General features: G+C 60.7%; 14 protein-coding genes. 7 read left to right on the forward strand and 7 right to left on the reverse strand.

Annotation, left to right across the window (positions count from 1 at the left end):
- Positions 1-35: 35 nt before the first annotated feature.
- Both BLU48_RS20005 and rlmF read left to right on the forward strand, forming a co-directional pair.
- Positions 36-2882 (forward strand): valine--tRNA ligase, encoded by a 2847-nt coding sequence (locus BLU48_RS20005; protein ID WP_057021460.1) that lies wholly within the window; start codon positions 36-38, stop codon positions 2880-2882.
- A 203-nt stretch (positions 2883-3085) separates the two neighbouring features.
- Positions 3086-4102, forward strand: coding sequence for a 23S rRNA (adenine(1618)-N(6))-methyltransferase RlmF (rlmF, locus tag BLU48_RS20010; protein WP_057021461.1), 1017 nt, complete (start codon positions 3086-3088; stop codon positions 4100-4102).
- Between the two features lie 181 nt (positions 4103-4283).
- Here the strand turns inward: rlmF and BLU48_RS20015 are convergent, their stop codons facing one another.
- Entirely contained in the window at positions 4284-4565 is a 282-nt protein-coding gene (locus BLU48_RS20015; RefSeq protein ID WP_005785131.1) for an HU family DNA-binding protein, read from the reverse strand.
- Between the two features lie 396 nt (positions 4566-4961).
- Between BLU48_RS20015 and yejK the strand changes: the two genes are divergently transcribed.
- Together yejK and BLU48_RS20025 are read left to right on the forward strand one after the other, a co-directional pair.
- Entirely contained in the window at positions 4962-5966 is a 1005-nt protein-coding gene (yejK, locus tag BLU48_RS20020; RefSeq protein ID WP_003171997.1) for a nucleoid-associated protein YejK, read from the forward strand.
- Entirely contained in the window at positions 5966-6316 is a 351-nt protein-coding gene (locus BLU48_RS20025; RefSeq protein WP_043048652.1) for a glutaredoxin family protein, read from the forward strand. Before yejK ends, BLU48_RS20025 begins: the two co-directional genes overlap by 1 nt.
- A gap of 136 nt (positions 6317-6452) precedes the next feature.
- Here the strand turns inward: BLU48_RS20025 and BLU48_RS20030 are convergent, their stop codons facing one another.
- The 6 genes from BLU48_RS20030 to BLU48_RS20055 form a co-directional block, all read right to left on the reverse strand.
- Positions 6453-8693, reverse strand: coding sequence for a TonB-dependent receptor family protein (locus tag BLU48_RS20030; protein WP_138233646.1), 2241 nt, complete (start codon positions 8691-8693; stop codon positions 6453-6455).
- Positions 8694-8846: 153 nt separating this feature from the next.
- A complete protein-coding gene (locus BLU48_RS20035) occupies positions 8847-9824 on the reverse strand; it encodes a FecR family protein (protein WP_057021463.1) in 978 nt (325 codons plus the stop codon).
- A complete protein-coding gene (locus BLU48_RS20040) occupies positions 9821-10399 on the reverse strand; it encodes an RNA polymerase sigma factor (protein WP_057021464.1) in 579 nt (192 codons plus the stop codon). Before BLU48_RS20040 ends, BLU48_RS20035 begins: the two co-directional genes overlap by 4 nt.
- Positions 10400-10406: 7 nt before the next feature.
- Positions 10407-10733: a DUF3325 domain-containing protein gene (locus BLU48_RS20045; RefSeq protein ID WP_057021465.1), complete on the reverse strand. Its 327-nt coding sequence runs from the start codon at positions 10731-10733 to the stop codon at positions 10407-10409.
- Positions 10733-12307 (reverse strand): PepSY-associated TM helix domain-containing protein, encoded by a 1575-nt coding sequence (locus tag BLU48_RS20050; protein ID WP_057021466.1) that lies wholly within the window; start codon positions 12305-12307, stop codon positions 10733-10735. Before BLU48_RS20050 ends, BLU48_RS20045 begins: the two co-directional genes overlap by 1 nt.
- Positions 12304-12606, reverse strand: a complete 303-nt coding sequence (locus tag BLU48_RS20055; RefSeq protein WP_043048646.1) for a DUF3649 domain-containing protein — start codon at positions 12604-12606, stop codon at positions 12304-12306. Before BLU48_RS20055 ends, BLU48_RS20050 begins: the two co-directional genes overlap by 4 nt.
- Before the next feature lie 169 nt (positions 12607-12775).
- Here BLU48_RS20055 and BLU48_RS20060 point away from each other — a divergent pair, with 169 nt between their 5' ends.
- From BLU48_RS20060 to fecA, 3 genes are all read left to right on the forward strand, one after another.
- The gene (locus tag BLU48_RS20060; protein WP_057021781.1) at positions 12776-13264 is read left to right on the forward strand and encodes a sigma-70 family RNA polymerase sigma factor; all 489 of its coding nucleotides are present in this window, start codon (positions 12776-12778) and stop codon (positions 13262-13264) included.
- Entirely contained in the window at positions 13261-14202 is a 942-nt protein-coding gene (locus BLU48_RS20065; RefSeq protein ID WP_057021467.1) for a FecR domain-containing protein, read from the forward strand. The genes BLU48_RS20060 and BLU48_RS20065 overlap by 4 nt, the downstream gene beginning before the upstream one ends.
- Positions 14203-14292: 90 nt before the next feature.
- Complete coding sequence (gene fecA, locus BLU48_RS20070; protein ID WP_057021468.1) at positions 14293-16629, forward strand: TonB-dependent Fe(3+) dicitrate receptor FecA; 2337 nt, start codon at positions 14293-14295, stop codon at positions 16627-16629.
- Positions 16630-16732: the final 103 nt, after the last annotated feature.

Below are 16732 nucleotides of genomic sequence, written 5' to 3' on the forward strand. Positions count from 1 at the left end.
TTCCTGAATAAATGCCAACTAGGGTCCCGCCGCGCATGGATAAGACCTACCAGCCCCACGCTATCGAAACTTCCTGGTACAACACCTGGGAGTCCGAAAACTATTTCGCCCCACAAGGTGCCGGCGATTCCTACACCATCATGATTCCGCCACCGAACGTCACCGGCAGCCTGCACATGGGCCATGGCTTCAACAATGCGATCATGGATGCGTTGATCCGTTTCCGCCGCATGCAGGGCCGCAATACCTTGTGGCAACCGGGCACCGACCACGCGGGTATCGCCACCCAGATGCTGGTGGAGCGTCAACTCGAAGCCACCGGCCAGAGCCGTCACGACCTGGGGCGCGAGAAATTCCTGGAAAAGATCTGGGAATGGAAAGACCAGTCCGGCGGCAATATCAGCCGTCAGATCCGTCGCCTGGGTTCGTCCGTAGACTGGAGCCGCGAGCGCTTCACCATGGACGACGGCCTGTCGGAAGCCGTGAAGGAAGCCTTTGTACGCCTGCATGAAGACGGCCTGATCTACCGCGGCAAGCGCCTGGTCAACTGGGACACCAAGTTGCACACGGCCATTTCCGACCTCGAAGTGGAAAACCACGACGAGAAAGGTTTCCTGTGGAACCTGAAATACCCGCTGGCTGACGGCGCCAAGACCGCCGAAGGAAACGACTACCTGATCGTCGCCACCACGCGTCCGGAAACCATGCTGGGCGACGCCGCCGTCGCGGTTAACCCAAATGACGAGCGCTACCAGGCGCTGATCGGCAAGTTCGTCGAACTACCGCTGGTTGGCCGTCGCATCCCGATCATCGCGGATGATTACTGCGACCCTGAGTTCGGCACCGGCTGTGTGAAGATCACCCCGGCCCACGATTTCAACGACTACGAAGTCGGCAAGCGTCACAACCTGCCACTGCTTAACATCTTCGACAAGAATGCCGCCGTGTTGCCGGCCTGCCAGGTGTTCAACCTGGACGGTACGCTGAACGACAGCATCGACGGCAAGATCCCGGCCGAATACGCCGGTCTCGACCGCTTCGAAGCGCGCAAGCAGATCGTTGCCGCGTTCGACGCTGCCGGGTTGCTGGTCAGCGTTGACGACCACGGCCTGAAAGTGCCGAAGGGCGACCGCTCCGGCACCGTGATCGAGCCGTGGCTGACCGACCAGTGGTACGTGTCCACCAAGCCGCTGGCTGAGCCTGCGATTGCCGCCGTGGAAGATGGCCGTATCCAGTTCGTGCCCAAGCAATACGAAAACATGTACTTCTCGTGGATGCGCGACATCCAGGATTGGTGCATCAGCCGCCAGCTGTGGTGGGGTCACCGCATCCCGGCCTGGTACGACGAGTCGGGCAAGGTTTACGTTGGCCGCGACGAAGCCGAAGTACGTGCGAAGAACAACCTGGGGCCGGACGTTGCCTTGCAACAGGACAACGACGTCCTGGACACCTGGTTCAGCTCGGGCCTGTGGACCTTCTCCACCCTGGGCTGGCCGCAGCAGACCGAGTTCCTGAAGAAATTCCACTCCACCGACGTGCTGGTCACCGGCTTCGATATCATTTTCTTCTGGGTTGCCCGGATGATCATGCTCACCATGCATTTGGTGAAGAACGAAGACGGCACCCCGCAGGTACCGTTCAAGACCGTATACGTGCACGGCCTGGTACGCGATGGCCAGGGCCAGAAGATGTCCAAGTCCAAGGGCAACGTCCTGGACCCATTGGACATTATTGACGGGATCGACCTGGAAACCCTGGTGCAGAAACGCACCTCGGGCCTGATGCAGCCGAAGCTGGCGAAAAAGATCGAGAAGCAGACCCGCGACGAGTTCGCGGATGGCATCGCCAGCTACGGCACCGACGCCCTGCGCTTTACCTTCTGCTCGCTGGCCTCTACCGGTCGCGACATCAAGTTCGACATGGGCCGCGTCGAAGGCTATCGCAACTTCTGCAACAAGATCTGGAACGCTGCACGCTACGTGCTGGACAAGGGCGAAGACTGCGGCCAGAACGACGAAGCCTATGAGCTGAGCCTGGCCGACCGCTGGATCATCTCGCAGCTGCAACGCACTGAAGCCGAAGTGACCCGCCAGCTCGACCAGTTCCGTTTCGACCTGGCCGCACAGGCTCTGTACGAGTTCATCTGGAACCAGTATTGCGACTGGTACCTGGAACTGTCCAAACCCGTGCTGTGGGACGAAAACGCACCGGTCGAACGCCAGCGCGGCACCCGTCGTACCCTGGTGCGCGTGCTGGAAGTGGCGTTGCGCCTGGCGCACCCGTTCATGCCGTTCATCACCGAAGAAATCTGGCAGCGCCTGGCACCGCTGGCCGGTATCGAAGGCAAGACCATCATGCTGCAACCTTGGCCGGTGGCCAATGAAGCACGCATCGATGCGGCCGCCGAAAGCGATATCGAATGGCTCAAGACCCTGATGCTCGGCACGCGCAACATCCGCGCCGAGATGAACATCGGGCCGGGCAAGCCATTGGCGGTGTTCGTCAAAAACGCCAGCGCTGAAGATCAGCGTCGCCTCAGCGAGAACGACGCGCTGCTCAAGAAGTTGGCGAAGCTGGAGTCGATCACCGTATTGGCTGCCGATGCCGAAGCGCCGCTGTCCGCCACCGCGTTGGTCGGCGACATGGAAGTGCTGGTGCCGATGGCTGGCCTGATCGACAAGGGCGCGGAACTGGCCCGTCTCGACAAGGAAATCGCCCGCCTGCAAGGCGAAGTGCAACGCGTGGGCGGCAAGCTGTCCAACGCGGCGTTCGTCGACAAGGCACCGGCAGAAGTGATCGACAAGGAACGCGCCAAGTTGGCCGAAGCTGAACAGGCTTTGGGCAAGCTGGCCGAGCAACATGCGCGGATCTCCAGCCTGTAAGGTTTGATTCGCGTGAAAAAAGAGACCTCCGGGTCTCTTTTTTTGCCTCTGTGGGAGGGGGCTTGCTCCCGATAGCGGTGGATCAGTCTCAATATTCTTGACTGTCACACCGCTATCGGGAGCAAGCCCCCTCCCACATTTGACCGGGTTGAGCTCAGGATGTGTGACAATGGCCGCCACTTTGAGCCAACACCAGAATCAACATGACCGCCCCCACTACGCCTAAACCTCCGCGCAAGAAGCCTAAATCCGCTACCCCGGCCAAGCCCGTGGTTGCGCGCAAAGAGGCTACCCTGCACCCGCGCAACCGCCACACAGGCCGTTACGACTTCCCGGCGCTGATCAAGACCACGCCAGAGCTGGCGCAATTCGTGATCATCAATCCCTATGGCAAGGAGAGCATCGACTTTGCCAGCCCGGATGCGGTGCGGGTATTCAATCGGGCCTTGCTCAAGTCGTTCTATGGCATCGAGCATTGGGACATCCCGGCCGATTACCTGTGCCCGCCGGTGCCGGGGCGTGCCGACTATGTGCATTTTCTCGCCGACCTGCTGGCCAGCGTCAACGACGGCAAGATCCCGCGCGGCTCCATCGTCAAGGTGCTGGATATCGGCATGGGAGCCAACTGCGTCTACCCGCTGATTGGCTATATGGAGTACCGCTGGAACTTCCTGGGCTCGGAAGTCGACCCTATAGCCGTCGCCGCCGCCAGGGCCATTGTGCAATCCAACGACCTGAGCAAGGTCATCCAGCTGCGCCAACAGCCCAACCCCAAGCAGATCCTGCTGGGCCTGCTGGAGCCGGGCGAGCGCTTTGACCTGACCATGTGCAACCCGCCGTTCCATGCGTCCATGGACGAAGCCACCAAGGGCAGCGAGCGCAAGTGGCGTGCCCTGGGCAAGGCCGATCCGAAACGCAAGTTGCCGGTTCTCAACTTCGGTGGCCAATCGGCCGAGCTGTGGTGTGAAGGCGGCGAAGCGCGCTTTGTGACGCAGCTGATCGCCGAAAGTGCGCATTTTGCCCACAAGGTGTTGTGGTTCAGCACCCTGGTGTCAAAAGCGTCAAACCTGCCCGCGATCCAGACCGCGCTGAAAAAAGCCGGCGTGCTGGAAAGCCAGGTGGTGGAAATGTCCCAGGGGCAGAAGCAAAGCCGGTTTGTGGCGTGGACGTTCCAGACCAAGAATGAGCAGCAGATCTGGCGCCAGCGCTGGGTCCGCTAGCCCACCTGTAGGAGCGAGCTTGCTCGCCAAAAAACACCAAGGCGCCGCGTTCAACCAGGACGGGCGCGTTATCGTTAACGTCTTTCGCGAGCAAGCTCGCTCCTACAGTTAGTTAGAAAAACCGCAGGCAACAAAAAACCGTGCCCGGATCACTCCGAAGCACGGTTTTTTTTACTGCGTCTTACTTGTTAACAGCGTCGGTCAGGCCTTTAGCCACAACCAGCTTGATAACTTTCTTGGCAGCGATTTCGATGGCAGCGCCAGTCGAAGGGTTACGGCCAGTACGGGCAGGACGCTCGGTCACTTTCAGCTTGCCAATGCCTGGCAGAGTGATTTCGCCGCCGTTTTCCAGCTGATCAGCAACGATCTGGCCCAGTTGGTCCAGAGCAGCACGCGCGGTGGTTTTTGGCGCGTCGATAGCTTCAGCGATATCAGCGATCAGTTGGTCTTTAGTCAAAGCCATTGTGGTGTTCCTTCCCTATCAAATTCATATGGATTGCAGAGTGCAGTGTCAGCCGTCGAGCCCGACCGTCATGGCCTGGCATCCCCGGCCATAACCACGGAGATCGGGGTTATAGATGCTTGAAACGGGGATTGGTTCGACCTGACAAATGCTGAATGCACGCTTAACGCCGAGACTTGGCGTAAGACCGGGCAAAACTAGCACAGAGACGGGGAAATATCCGCCTCAACATACCCATTTGGTCAGCTTTATCGCTCTAAACCGTGAAAAAAAGGCATATGGCCGGTCGGAGAAGGGCAAAATGCCCTTCGGGGCACGTCTTGACCAATGGGTGCGGTACACTGGGCGACTTTTCGGGGAGGCTAACCGCTCCCCCTTCAACCAGCCGAGAAGCCTATGCCGATCCGTCATTGCATCGTCCACCTGATCGACAAAAAACCCGACGGCACACCCGCAGTTCTCCACGCCCGCGACTCCGAGCTGTCCGAGTCGGCCGCCATCGAGAACATGCTTGCCGACCTCAACGAGAGCTACAACGCCAAACAAGGCAAGGCCTGGGGTTTCTTCCACGCCGAGTCCGGCGCGCACCCGTTCAGTGGCTGGTTGAAGGAATACTTTGATGGTGGCCAGGATTTCACCACTTTCAGCCGCACCGCCGTGGAGCACCTGCAGAAGCTGATGGAGGAATCCAACCTCTCCACCGGCGGCCACGTGCTATTTGCCCACTACCAGCAAGGCATGACCGACTACCTGGCGATCGCCCTGCTGCACCACAGCGAAGGCGTGGCGGTGACCGACGAGCTGGACGTGACCCCCTCGCGTCACCTGGACCTGGGCCAGTTGCACCTGGCAGCACGCATCAACGTCTCCGAGTGGCAGAACAACAAGCAGTCCAAGCAATACATCTCCTTTATCAAAGGCAAGAACGGCAAGAAGGTCTCGGAGTACTTCCGCGACTTTATCGGCTGCCAGGAAGGCGTCGACGGCCCGGGCGAAACCCGTACCCTGCTCAAGGCGTTCAGCGACTTCGTCGAAAGCGAAGACCTGCCTGACGAATCCGCCCGGGAAAAGACCAAGACCCTGGTGGACTACGCCAGCAGCCAGGCCAAGCTCGGCGAGCCCATGGGCCTGGAAGAACTCTCCGGCTTGATCGATGAAGATCGGCCAAAAGCCTTCTACGACCATATCCGCAACAAGGACTACGGCCTGTCGCCGGAAATCCCGGCGGACAAACGCACCCTCAACCAGTTCCGCCGTTTCACCGGGCGCGCCGAGGGCTTGTCCATCAGCTTTGAAGCACACCTGCTGGGCGACAAAATCGAGTACGACGAAGCTGCCGGCACCTTGATCATCAAGGGCCTGCCGACCCAACTGACCGACCAGCTCAAGCGTCGTAATTGATGCTGGGCGGGGTCTTCAAAAAAGTCCTGCTGGTATTGCTGGTGGTGGTGGTGATCCAGAACTGGGGCAAGGTCGAGCGGCTGTTCAACCCGTCCCAGGTGGTTTCGGAGCAGGTACGCAGCTCGGCGCGTGTGGTGCTTTATTCCACTGACTGGTGTGGATACTGCAAACAGATCCGGCGCTTTCTGGACCAGAAAGGCATTCCTTACCAGGCGCTGGATATCGAGAAAGACGCTCAGGCGCGCAAGGCCTATGAGGCGCTGGGCGGCGGCGGGATTCCATTTGTGGACGTCAATGGCACATTGATCCGCGACTACAACCCGGATGCGATCATGGCAGCCCTGAAATAACCTAATTCCTGAAACACCGTGGATCAAATGTGGGAGGGGGCTTGCCCCCGATAGCATTGAGTCAGTCAATGAAAATGGTGACTGATTCACCGCTATCGGGGGCAAGCCCCCTCCCACATTTGGTTTTGTGGTGGTCTTAGAAGTTGGCCTCTAGAGACACCATCGCTGTGCGCTCCTCCCCCACGTTGTAATACGCCGTGCTCGGCGCCAGGCCGTTGACCGGTGTCGAGTTGAACGCCACGGTGCGGGCCGAGCTGAGGTATTCCTTGTCGAAGACGTTGAGCATCGACAAGCGCAGGGTCGCCGACTTGATGACCTTCTTGTCCACCGGCAAATAGATACCGGCATTGAGGTCAAACACCGTGCGGCCGTCGATTTTCTCCTTGTTGGTCAAATCGCCATAGAAGCTGCCGACATACTTGCCCGCCACGTTGCCGTAGAACCGCGAGTCGTCATAGCCGAACACCAGGTTGAACATGTTTTCCGGCACGTTGGCCAGTTGCTTGCCAGAGGTGGGCAACAGCACATTCTTGCTGAGCAGATCGTCCTTCTGCTCGGACTGGGTGTAGGTGTAGGACGCGTAGTAGTTGAAGTTGTGGGGCAACAAACCACTCCATTCCAATTCCAGGCCTTTGTTAGCGACACTGCCAACGTTGAGCACCATGTAGTCGCCACTGGCATCGGTGGTCGACACCTGGCGATCCTTGAAGCTGATGTAGAACAGGGTCGCGCTCAAGGCCATGTCGTCTTCGGTGTAGCGCCAGCCCAGCTCCTGGTTCCAGCTCAACTCGGACTTGAGGCTGACGGAGTCGCCTTTGTTGTACAGCACATAGTTGGGCGGCGTGCGCATGTTGCGGGTGACGTTGTAGAACGCCTGGTTGCTCTCGTCGACCTGGTACTTGGCGCTGAAGCTGGGCAGGAATTGGTGGTAACGGGTGTTACGTTTTTCCGGCTTGTCGTACAGGCTGCCGAGGTTGTTGCCGTCACGTTCGACGTATTGGTAGGCCACGCCGCCGACAAAACTCAGGTCCGGCGTGGCTTGCCAGCTGTCCTGTACCCAGAGCTTCTGCGATGGGGTGACGGTGTAGTAGTGACGACCTTGTACCGTCGCGCCGTTCTTGTCGACCACCTGGCCGCCGCTGTTGTAGTCGCCCCACACATCATCCGGCGCGCCTTCGCCGTTGATGCCGATAAACGGCTGGGTCTGGCGCTGGCGTGCGCGTTCGTACCAATAGCCGTAATCCAGGCTGTGTTCGTCGTTGATATCCCACTTCATTTTGGCCGTGACGCCGGGCCGCCAGGTCTCGGTCCACGAAGGGCGATAGTAGTTGGCCGATTGCAGGTTGCCGAGGTCGTAGTTACCGGCTTTGTCGGATCTCGGCCCCAGGTTGGAGGCAGTCTGGCCGCTGAAGCTGCCACCGTTGGACCAGTAGTAGTACGGCGTGACCGTCAACGACAGGTTGTCTTGCAGTTGCCAGCGCTGGGTCAGCGTGGCGTTGACGCTTTCAAAGGGGTTGCGGTTGAGCTTGTAGGACGCAGACAACAAACCGGCCTTGTACACCGGGCTTTCAGCGTAGTCCTTGCGCCGTCCTTCATTGTCGAACTGCGACTTGCTCAGGCTGTTGTAGTTGTAGTTTTCCTGCTTGTTGTACTTGACCGTGGCCAACGTGGAATTGCCGTTGTCACCTTCGAACAGGCTGCTCCACTCGATTTTATCGCTGCGCAGGGTGCCCTTGCCGCGCCACTTGTCACCTTCCAGGTGCGATGCCGAGACCCAGGTCTTGAGACCACCGAAATCGCCAGTATTCGCCCGCACGAAGGTCTTGCGTAGGTTATTGGTACCCAAGGTCTGCTTGGCAAAAAACCCCGCCTCCTTGGTTGGCCGCATCGTGATCATGCCGATGTTGCCGCCGCTGGAACCGATGTGCGGGCCGTCGGCCTCGGAGGAGCCCTGAGTGGCGAACACTTCGGCAAGGTTTTCCGGGTCGCCCAGCTGGTTGGAATACACGCTGTAGTTGCCAGAATCGTTGATCGGCACGCCGTCCACCGACACCCCGACCTGGTCCGAACTCATGCCGCGCATAGTGAAGTTGGTGCCGCTGGTGCCGCTGGCGTCATCGCTGGAAACGTTGATGCCCGGCGTGTATTTGAGCTTGTCGATGGCGTTGGCGGTGGCCGACATTTCGTCCATGGCCTCCTTGGTCACCGTCGAGCGCGCCTTGGCACTTTCTTCGCGAATCATGTGGCCGTTGCCCAGGGTCTGCTTGCCGGCAACGTTCACCGAACCTACGTCCTGGGTGTCATCAGCCATAACCAGCGGTGCAAAGCCGCCCAGGCCCGATGCCAGAAGCAGGGCATAAAGAGAGTTGTAGTTCACGTGTAGATCCCTTACTGACATTGTTGTGTTGTATGGGGCAGAGGTGCTCTTCCTGACCACTTGCTCAGGAACCCAGGGATGATCCACGGCACGTGTAACCGTTTGGTGACAGGTTTTGGCGATTGCGATGAAGGTTCGGTGAACGGCGTTGGCCTAGCGCAACACGATGACTCGGCCCAACAGCCTGTGTTGTTCGAAGCCCAGCACCGCTTGCAAGGCGTTCAATACCGCCAACGGGTCGTTGCTCGGGAAACTGCCGCTGACGCGTTTGGCGCCCATCTCTTCATTGAGCAGAAGCAATCGGCCAGGGTAATAACGACTCAAGTCCTGGACCACATCGGCCAGCGGCGCCTTGTAGTAGTTGAGCCAACCATCGCGCCAGGCCAGGCGGGATTCGCTGTCGACAGCGTGCATGGCATCGGCAACGCCATCGGCGTAGGCCACTTGCTGGCCTGCTGTCAAAACCTGCTGCTGGCCCTGTTCCGATGGTGTGACGCCCACCCGGCCGGACAGTACGGTAACCTCGGCTCCGGCCGGTTGCAGGCGCACCTCAAACTGGGTGCCCAGCACCTGCGCTTGACCACCGCCCGCCTCCACCACAAAGGACTGGCCGGTGTGTGCCACGCTGAAAAATCCCGCGCCACGCCGCAGCTGGATATGCCGTTGACCATGGCTGAAATCCACGGCAATGGCGCTGTCGGCGTCAAGGGTGACCACGGATTGATCGGTCAGGGTGAAGGTCTTCACCTCCCCCGGCGCCGTCACGTAGTCAGCACCCAACTCATCGACCCAGCGCGACGGCTGCCAACCGGCGCCCATCGACACCATCACCAGCAGGCAGGCGGCCATGGCCATTGCGCCGGACCAGCGCAGTGCACGGGAGCGCCTGGAGGAATTCATCTTATTGAGGTAGGCCTGCAAGGCCAGCGCGTCCTCATCGGCCAGCTTGCGCGCCGGCTCTTCGCTCAGCTCCCACAGTACCTGAGCCTGGGCGTACGCCTCGGCATGCGCGGGATCGGCGCGCAGCCAGCGGCTGAACGTTGCCTGGTCACCGCTGCTGGGCTGGTCATGCAGCAGGCCGAGCCAGTCAAGGGCGGCCTGTTCCTGGGCGGGTGTCGGCGTGATGTTCACGGTGCTTTCCCTGGCGTGCGTGGCTGCGCTGGTTCACGAAGGCTGGCCTTGCAGGCTTCGAGGGCGCGCATCATATGTTTTTCCACGGCACTTTGGGACAGTCCCATGGCCCTGGCAATTTCCGCATACTTGCGCCCGTGGATACGGTTAAGCAGGAAAATCTGGCGGGTACGCTCGGGCAAATTGCGCAGGGCGGTTTCCACGTGGCGCAGATCGTGGCCTGCCTCCAGTGCGGCCTGGGGTTCGCAGACTTGGTGATCTGATTGCTCGGGCAACCAGCCTTCGCTGCTGCGTACTCGTGCACCTTCGCTACGCAGGTGATCGATGGCGATATTGCTGGCGCAGCGCAGCAGGTAGGTGCTGAGTTCTTCAACCTGAATCAAGGGGCGACGCCAAAAACGCAGGAACAAATCCTGCACCAGGTCGGCCGCTGTGGCACGGCAACCGACGCGGCGACTGACCAGCGCTTCCATCTGCGAACGCTGGGACAAAAACACCTGCAGGAAATGCGCACGTCCACCGGCCGCATCGGGGTGCGGGCGGTCCTGGGGTTCCGGCGGTGGGCTGATCATCATGGCAGGCTCAGGACAGGGCTAACGCCGCGACAGGGCTGGCCAGCAGGCTGAGGCCTGCCAGAATTAACGCCAGCCTTGGCCGATATGGCAACAGCAGTACCAGCAATAAGGCGCTGAGCATCAACACTGCACACCACTCGACCAGGCCCTGACTCCAACCTGAGGCACGCACCGCCGGCCAGATCGAGACACTCAATAATAACCAGCCGCCCAGGCGCAGCCCCAAGCGCCGCTTCGACGTGGGTTTGCTGTGCAGCAGCTCGCCGTGATGACGGTCGGTGGAAAGGCACAGCGCGGTAAACCCGGCGTAGCACATCAGCAGCGCGAGGAGCATCAGCCGGCCTCCTGCTTGAGCGTCAACCTACGCGCACGCTCGGCTTTGGGTTGCGCCGCGGTACGGCGTTGCATCTTCCACGCCGCCCAGGCAAGGAACATACCGCTGGCCAGGCAGGTCAGGTCGAAGCCGGCCATGGCCCAGTCGCCGTTCATCAGCGAGACGCCCAAATGCTGCTGGGTGGTCATTGCGTTAAGCAGCGGGATCGCCACAAACAGCAGCGCGCCGATGCTCAGTTGTTCGACCCAGCCTCGGCGACCGCGACGCAGCATCGCGTGCAACAAGCTCAGGCCCCAGGCGACAAAGAAGGCTTGCACCTCCCAGTCAGAGCGCGCGGCGAAACTTACCGGCAACAGGCGGTTGGCCCAGAAAAACGCGGCGATGGCGATCATCAAGCCAGACATGCTGGCGATATTCAGCACCTCTACCAGGCGCAATTCAAACGGCATCGCTGCGCTCTTGGCGTGCTTGAGCTGACGCTTGCCGAGCCAGATCACCAGCCCTGTGCCGATCATCGCCGTGCCCGCCAACCCGCAGATAAAGTACAGCCAGCGCAGCACCGGACCGGCAAAATGGCCCATGTGCAGGCCGTAGAAACTGCCACCGACGACCGCCGGCAGGGACGGCTCGCCACTGACCCTCAACAACTCGCCGGTGGTGCCATTGAACGACACGGTATTGCCGAAATTATGCACCACGCTATCGGAGCCGGCGCGGAACACATTGACTGACGCGTTCACATCCCCAGGGTTGTTGACCGCCACCCGTCCCACATGGCCGCCCGCCCACCGCTCCCGCGCCTGCTGGTACATCGGCAATAACGGCAGCAACTGGCCCGGTTGGCCGAGGGCCGGCGCATTGTCGGTGTTGGGAAACAGCTCCTTGAAGAACCCCCGGCTGTCGTCGCCATAGGACGCCATGATGGGCGCCGGCATCACCATGCTCATGAAAATCACCAGGCTGCTGTAGGTGATCATCAGATGAAACGGCAGCACCAGCACACCCACCGCGTTGTGCCCGTCCAGCCAGGAACGCTGGCCTTTGCGCGGGCGGAAGGTAAAGAAGTCCTTGAAGATTTTCTTGTGGGTGATGATGCCGGTGATCAGCGCGACAAACATCACCATGGCGGCGATGGTCGACAGCCAGCGGCCCCACGGGTAAGGCATTTGCAGTTGGAAGTGGAAACGATAGAAGAACTCGCCGCCCTTGCTGTCGCGGGCCTGCACCGGTTGGCCGCTGACCGGGTCGAGGATTTTCTGGATGAAGGTGCCGCGCTTGCCCGGCTCGACCTTGTCTTGCCACATCACCGACAGGCCAGGGTCGCGACTGTTCGGCAGAGTAATGAACCAGCTTGCGGCTGTGGGCGCCTGTTGTTGCAAGTAGCTTTGGGCCACGGCAAGGCTGCGCCCGTCATCCAGGGGATGGGCCTGCACTTCGGGTTGCATCCAGTGGGTTATTTCGTCTTTGAAATAGGCCAGGGTGCCGGTCAGGAAAATCGCGAACAGCAGCCAGCCGAAGATCAACCCGGCCCAGGTATGCAGCCAGGCCATGGCTTGGCGAAAACCCTCTTTCATGTGCGCACCATCCACAAACCTACGCCGGCCAGAGTGGCAAACAGCGCGCTTGGCAGCATCACCCCCGCCCAGGCGCGCCACGCAGTGCGGCAGGCAAAGCACCACAGCACCGCCAGCAGGTAGAACACAAACGAGCTCATCATGCCGGTGACCACCGCGTCGGCACGCGATGTGGGCATCCACAACGCCAGGCAGATGGCGGCCAGGGACGCCATCAGGTAGCCGCCGATAACAGCCGCCAGCACACGCGAGGTGACGGCGAGGCGGTAGGAAACGGGCAATGAGGTTTTGCTTTTCATGCGGCAGCGCCAAGGTGATCAGCGCGCAATATTAATGATAAATATTCTCATAAGCAAAAGAGAACGGATGAATCACCTGCCGTGGCGGATTGCCGAACCTCGTCGCCGCCCCTACAATGCGAACAATTCTTGTTCTCTAAAGCATGGCGATGCTTACGGAGTGATCGCGTTGCAGCCGTCCAATACCGTCGAAGTTCTGTACAACGACCATCACCACTGGCTCACCGGCTGGTTGCGACGCAAGCTCGGCTGCCCGGAAAACGCCGCCGATCTGGCGCAGGACACCTTCATCCGCGTGCTCAGCGCACGGGACACCCCGACCCTGGTCGAACCCCGTGCCTTCCTCACCACCGTGGCCAAGCGCGTATTGTTCAACTTCTATCGCCGCCAGGACCTGGAGCGCGCCTACCTCGATGCCTTGGCGCAAATGCCCGAGTACGTCGCACCGTCGGAAGAAGACCGCGCAATCATCCTGCAAACCCTGCTGGAGCTTGACCAACTGCTCGATGGCTTGCCCAGGCTGGTCAAGCGGGCCTTCCTGCTCGCGCAGCTCGATGGCCTGACCTACGCGCAGATCAGTGCTGAACTGGGCATCTCCATCGCCACCGTCAAGCGCCACCTGACCAAAGCGGCCATGCGCTGTTACTTCGCGTTATGAACGTCTCCAGCCAAGTCGCCGAACAAGCCGTGCACTGGCTGCTGGAAATGCAGCAAGGCGCGCTCACTCCACGCCAGCAAGCAGCCTGGCAACAATGGCTGAATGCCCACAGCGAGCACCAGCGCGCCTGGGAACAGATCCAGCAGGTCAACCAACGCCTGCGCGGCATGCCCTCGCCCCTGGCCCACGCGGCGTTGAATGCCCCCACCCTGCGCAGCCGGCGCCAGGCGCTGAAGTTGCTGCTGATCCTGGGCGCCGGTTCGGCAGCAGTTTGGAGCCTGCGCCAGCAACATATCCTGCCACCTCTGAGCGCCGACTATCGCAGCCCGGTGGGCCAGCGTCGCACCGTGCAACTGGCCGATGGCAGCCAGTTGAAACTCAACACGGGCAGCGCAGTGGATGTGCATATCGATGGGCAGCAACGGCTGATCCGCCTGCTCGAAGGCGAAATTCTGCTGACCGCCCATGCAGGCAATACGCCGTTGCGCGTGCTGACCGGCCAGGGCCTGCTCAGCAGCCAGGCGGCGCGCCTGAATGTGCGCCAGTTCAACGACCATACCCAACTCGCAGTGCTGGCCGGTCAGGTCGAGGTCACGCCCAATAACTACAGTGGCTTGCCACTGAACGTAGCGGCCGCGCACCAGATGAATTTCACCCGCAAAGGCTGGGACACCCCGCGCCCGACCGACGCCAACAGCGGCGCCTGGGCCGACGGTATGCTGGTGGCCGCGCATATGCGCCTGGAAGATTTCCTCAGCGAACTGGGGCGTTATCGCCGCGGCCAGCTGCATTGCGACCCGCAAGTGGCGAACCTGCTGCTGTCCGGCAGCTACCCGCTGGATGACAGCGAACGCATCCTCGACCTGCTGGAAGTCAGCCTGCCGGTGAAAGTGCGGCGCTTTACCCGCTACTGGGTGACCGTGCAGGCACGTGCCTGAATTTATTTTGCGTTTAAGTGAGCCGTTTTCCGCACCTGGCGTGACAGAGAAGGAAAGCCACCTTGATCCTTCCTTCTCAGGACCGCCTTCATGCCCCAGCAACCGACGCTTCTCGCCCGCACCTTGCGCCAACTCCTATTGGGCGCCAGCCTCAGCCTGACCGTCCTTCCCCCCGCGATGGCGGCCGACACCAAGACCTACCACATCGCGCCGACCACCCTGGAAGCGGCCCTGAATCAATTTGGTCGCGAAGCCGGGGTGCTGGTGTCTTTCGGTTCCGAAGTGACGGCCGGCATGCAAAGCCGCGGCCTGTCGGGCAATTACAGCGCCGCCGACGGCCTGCAGAAATTACTGGAAGGCACCGGCCTGCAAGCCCGGGCCGAAGGTGACAATGCCTACAGCCTGCAACCGACCGGCGTCACCGCCCCCCTTGAATTGCAAACCTCCAACGTGGTCGGCGACTGGCTCGGTGACGCAGCGCAAACCAACGTGTTCGAACACCCCGGCGCCCGTGACGTTATCCGCCGTGAAGAGTTTGAACGCCAAGGCGCAACCCAGGCCCGCGATGTGCTCAACCGCATCCCCGGCGTCAATGCCCCGGAAAACAACGGCACCGGCAGCCACGACATGGCGTTGAACTTCGGCATTCGCGGGCTCAACCCGCGCCTGGCGTCGCGCTCCACGGTGTTGATGGATGGCATCCCGGTGCCTTTTGCGCCCTACGGCCAGCCACAGTTGTCCTTTGCGCCGATCAGCATGGGTAACATGGACGCGGTGGATGTGGTACGCGGCGGCGGTGCGGTGCGCTACGGCCCGCAGAACGTCGGTGGCATCGTCAACTTCGTGACCCGCGCTATCCCGGATGCGCCCACGGTCAAGGGCGGGTTGCAGACCGAGACCAGCCCGTCTTCCAGCCACGATGGCTTCAAGACCACCGGCAACCTGCTGGCCGGCGGCACTGCCGACAATGGCCTGGGCGGCGCGCTGCTGTACTCGGGTACTCGGGGCGGCGACTGGCGCGAAAACAGTAATACGCGCATCGACGACCTGATCCTCAAGGGCAAATACCAACTGGACGACGCCAACAGCTTCAACGCCATGGCGCAGTACTACGAAGGCCAGGCCGATATGCCCGGCGGTTTGAACGTCAAGGACTACAAGGCCGATCCGTATCAGTCCACCCGCCCCTACGACAAGTTCTGGGGCCGCCGTACGATGTTCAACGTCGGCTATCGCTACGAGCAGGATCGTCGCGAATTCACGGTCAACAGCTTCTTCACCAAGACCCTGCGCAGCGGTTATCTGGACCAGGGCAGCTTCCTGTCGCTGTCACCACGCGAATATTGGGTACGCGGCCTCGAGACCCGCTTCGCCCAGGGCTTCGACCTCGGCCCCACAAGCCATGAAGTGGGCGTCGGCTACCGCTACATCAATGAAGCCGGCCACGAACTGCGCTACCGCACACCGATTGCCGCCAACCAGCAAATCCCGACCACCAACAGCCGCAACGACCGCGACACGCGCGGTGGCACCGAAGCCAATGCGTTCTTCATCGACGACCGCATCGATATCGGCAAATGGACCATCACCCCGGGCATTCGCTACGAGATGATCGAGTCCCAGCAGACCAACAACCTGAGCAACGTCAAATACAAGGGTGACTACAACACCGCGCTGCCGGCGCTGAACGTGCTCTACCACCTCACCGACGACTGGAACCTCTACGCCAACACCGAAGGCTCGTTCGGCAGCGTGCAGTACAGCCAGATGCCCAACCGCGTGAACAGCGGCGAAGTCAAACCGGAAAAGGCCCGCACCTGGGAGCTCGGCACGCGCTATGACAACGGCACGCTGCGTGCGGAAATCGGCGCCTTCCTGATCAACTTCGACAACCAGTACGACAGCAACCAGACCAACGACACAGTGATCGCCCGTGGTGAGACGCGCCACCAGGGCATCGAGTCGAGCATCAACTACGCCCTTGACGGCCTGAGCCCGGCACTGGCGGGTTTCGATGTGTATGCCACTTATGCCTATGTTGACGCGACCATCCGCGAAGACGGCCCGAACAAAGGCAACCGCGTGCCCTTCTCGTCCAAGCATAAAGGCACCCTCGGCGTGGGTTACACCGACGGCCCGTGGAAGCTGAATGTGGACAGCAGCTACCAGAGCAGCCAGTTTGCCGACAATGCCAACACCCAGGCCGAAAGCGCCGACGGTGCCAATGGGCGCATTCCCGGCTACATGCTGTTCAGCAGCCGTGCGGCCTATGACTTCGGCCCGCAACTGGCGGATTTGAATGTGGCGGTGGGGGTAAAGAATATCTTCAACAAGCAGTACTACACCCGCTCGTTTGACGATAACAACAAGGGCAAGTACGTGGGTGAGCCGCGTACGGTGTATGTGCAGACGTCCATTGCGTTCTGATCTGCCTCCAACCTGCAGACCGTAACAAATCCAAATGTGGGAAGGGGCTTGCCCCCTTCCACATTTGATATTCAGTGTGTCCAGGATTGAAGTACATCCGAGG

It is taken from the genome of Pseudomonas synxantha (assembly GCF_900105675.1).
Taxonomy (GTDB): domain Bacteria; phylum Pseudomonadota; class Gammaproteobacteria; order Pseudomonadales; family Pseudomonadaceae; genus Aquipseudomonas; species Aquipseudomonas synxantha.